Raw genomic sequence first — 448 nt, forward strand, 5'->3', positions numbered from 1 at the left:
GACGGCGGTGGTGGCGCTGTTCGCCGGCCTGCTGGTTCCGGGACTGACACGTTCTTTCGACCGGCGCGTGGTGCTTCTGGGCTTCTCGGTGCTGATGATCTTGTCGAACCTGCTGGTGGCCGCCTCGTCGAGCCTGGCGGTGCTGCTCCTCATGCGCATTCTGCTAGGCGTCGCGTTGGGAGGCTTCTGGAGCATGGCGGCGGCCGTGGCGATGCGCCTCGTACCGGCGTCGCTGCTGCCGCGTGCTCTGTCGATCATTTTCAGCGGCATCGCTCTGGGCACCGTGGTGGCGGTGCCCCTTGGCAGTTACCTGGGCGGACGCCATGGCTGGCGCAGCGCGTTCCTCGCGGCGGCTGCGGTGGGGGTGGTCACCCTGGCCGTCCAGTGGTTCACGCTGCCACGTCTCGCTCCGCGTGGCGTGCCGACGCGGTTGCGCACGGTGCTGGAT

At 69.0% G+C, this 448-nt stretch carries 1 protein-coding gene; it reads left to right on the top strand.

From position 1 onward, the window contains the following. A partial coding sequence (locus GVL52_RS29030; RefSeq protein WP_160012740.1) for an MFS transporter occupies positions 1–448 on the top strand: 448 nt, incomplete at both ends.

The sequence above is a fragment of the Rhizobium sp. 18055 genome, assembly GCF_902706285.1.
In the GTDB taxonomy this organism is placed as follows: Bacteria; Pseudomonadota; Alphaproteobacteria; order Rhizobiales; family Rhizobiaceae; genus Rhizobium.